Genomic DNA, 2,013 nt, shown 5'->3' with positions numbered 1-2,013 from the left:
CCGCCGCATCACCGGGGAGCCCTGATGGATCCGCTGGACCGGCTCGCCGAGCCCGGCCTGGACCTGCTGCGCCGGGTGGACGCGCTGCTCGCCGCCGGCGTCCCCGAGGGGCACCGGGTCTGGCCGCTGCTGCGTCGGATGCAGGTGCTCCCGGGCGACGCGGTCCGCGGCTTCCTCGACCTGCATCCGGCGCCGCTCGCCGGCGCCGGGCACTCGGTGCGCCGGCTGATCCGGGGGTACGACGACGTCTCGACCGCGCTCACCGACCCCGTGCTCTGGTCCGGGCCGGCAGCCTCGGCGTACGGGCAGGAGCGGGCGGCGTTGCTGCGCCACCTCGACGAGGGGCCGGAGAGCCTGGTCGGGCGCCTGGAGTCCACCGCCGGTTACGCCGACGCCCTCGCCGACTGGGTGGAGGGCACCCGCCTCGCCCTGGCCCGCACCCTGGCCGACATCCTCCGCTCGGCCGAGGCGGTCGCCGTGGTCGCCGCCATGGCCACGGGCACGCCGCTGCGGCCCGGCCCGGTGGGGCCCGGCGTGGCCGATGCGGCCGAGATCGCCGCGCGGGTGCTGGCGGTGCTCTGCGTCGCGTACGACGGCGCGGAGACGCTCCTGCGCCAGTGGGCGCCGAGTCTGGCCGAGTCCGCCTGGCGGCCCCCGGTGGACGGTCGACCCCGGTACGACCAGACCACCCGGGTCGGCTGGTAGCCGGACACCGCGCCCCGGACAGGCCACGGCGTCGCCCGCGGGCGCCGGCCTGAGCCGGCGTCGGCGGCGACGCCGTGGTCTTCCCCCTGCACCCCCCGCAGGGCTGCCTCCACTCAACGCCGCCCGGACGCGTTTGTCCCCTACCGCGGCCCGGATTCAACCGTCCGGGCGAGGAGTAACGGCACGACGGGGTGGCCCCGCAATCGGTCAAGTCGACGGTCATGGATGGCAGCGAGGGGTAGTCGTCCGGCGACGGCCGGCGCGCCCTTCGGCGGTGAACCGTCGTAGGGTGGGGTGCATGGGCATGCTCTGCGCGGTCAGCTTCAACCGGTACGGGCGCCTCTACTACCTCGACCCCGGCGAGTTGCGCCCGCAGGTCGGCGACAAGGTGCTGGTGCCGACCGACGACGGGCCCGAGGTGGCCGAGTGCGTCTGGGCCGCGCAGTGGGTGACCGAGGAGACCGAAGGTTTTCCCCGGCTCGTGGGGCTGGCCGGCGACGACGATCTGCGCCGGGATGAGGCGCTGCGCCGGCGCAAGGCCGAGGCCAAGGTCGCCGCGAAGCGGCTCATCCGTGCGCACGGCCTGCCCATGAAGGTGGTGGCCGTCGACCACGTGCTCGGCTCCGCCGAGGGCGGCGGCGAACGCAGCACCGTCTACTTCACCGCGCCGCACCGCGTGGACTTCCGCTCGCTGGTCCGTGACCTGGGCGCCACCCTGCACTGTCGCGTCGAACTGCGGCAGCTCTCCGCACGGGACTCGGCGCGGGTGCAGGGCGGCATCGGCTCATGCGGACGGGACCTGTGCTGCGCCACGTTCCTCACCGACTTCGAGCCGGTGACCATCCGGATGGCCAAGGACCAGGACCTGCCGCTCAATCCGCTGCGCATCTCCGGCGCGTGTGGCCGGTTGATGTGCTGTTTGAAGTACGAGCATCCCCTGTACGCGAGATTTCAGGAGACCGCCCCGGCGGTCGGCGCCCGTGTCACCACGCCGGAGGGGGAGGGCCGCGTGATCGGCCACAGCGTCCCGAGAGATGCGGTGACCGTGCGCCTGGACGCCGACGGCTCGCGCTCCATGTGCTCCCGCGCCGACGTCTGCGGCTCCCGCCGCGCCTACGAAAGCCGTGACCAGTCCGGCCCCGAGGGCCCAACCCCGACCTCGACCTCGACCCCGACCCGACAGCGTTGATCAAGAGGTTTGCGTCAGGGATCGGGCCTGGAGTGACGCGAACCTCTTGATCAACAGCGGACCCGCCGACCGGTCAGCGCAGGACTATGGGGGGTTCGGCCAGGCGGGGAGTCAGGGGG

2 protein-coding genes are annotated in these 2,013 nt (G+C 74.0%); both read left to right on the top strand.

What is annotated here, in order from left to right; genetic code table 11:
• The first annotated feature begins 24 nt into the window (after positions 1–24).
• Positions 25–705 (top strand): hypothetical protein, encoded by a 681-nt coding sequence (locus tag EAD98_RS00405; RefSeq protein ID WP_121652127.1) that lies wholly within the window; start codon positions 25–27, stop codon positions 703–705.
• A 298-nt stretch (positions 706–1,003) separates the two neighbouring features.
• On the top strand, positions 1,004–1,894 hold the full coding sequence (locus tag EAD98_RS00400; protein WP_121652126.1) for a regulatory iron-sulfur-containing complex subunit RicT: 891 nt from the start codon (positions 1,004–1,006) through the stop codon (positions 1,892–1,894).
• Positions 1,895–2,013 lie beyond the last annotated feature (119 nt).

This window comes from Micromonospora sp. CV4 (assembly GCF_003667455.1).
Lineage (GTDB): Bacteria > Actinomycetota > Actinomycetes > Mycobacteriales > Micromonosporaceae > Micromonospora.
Note: the sequence above shows the minus strand (reverse complement) of the source record. Positions and strands in the feature narration are given on the sequence as shown.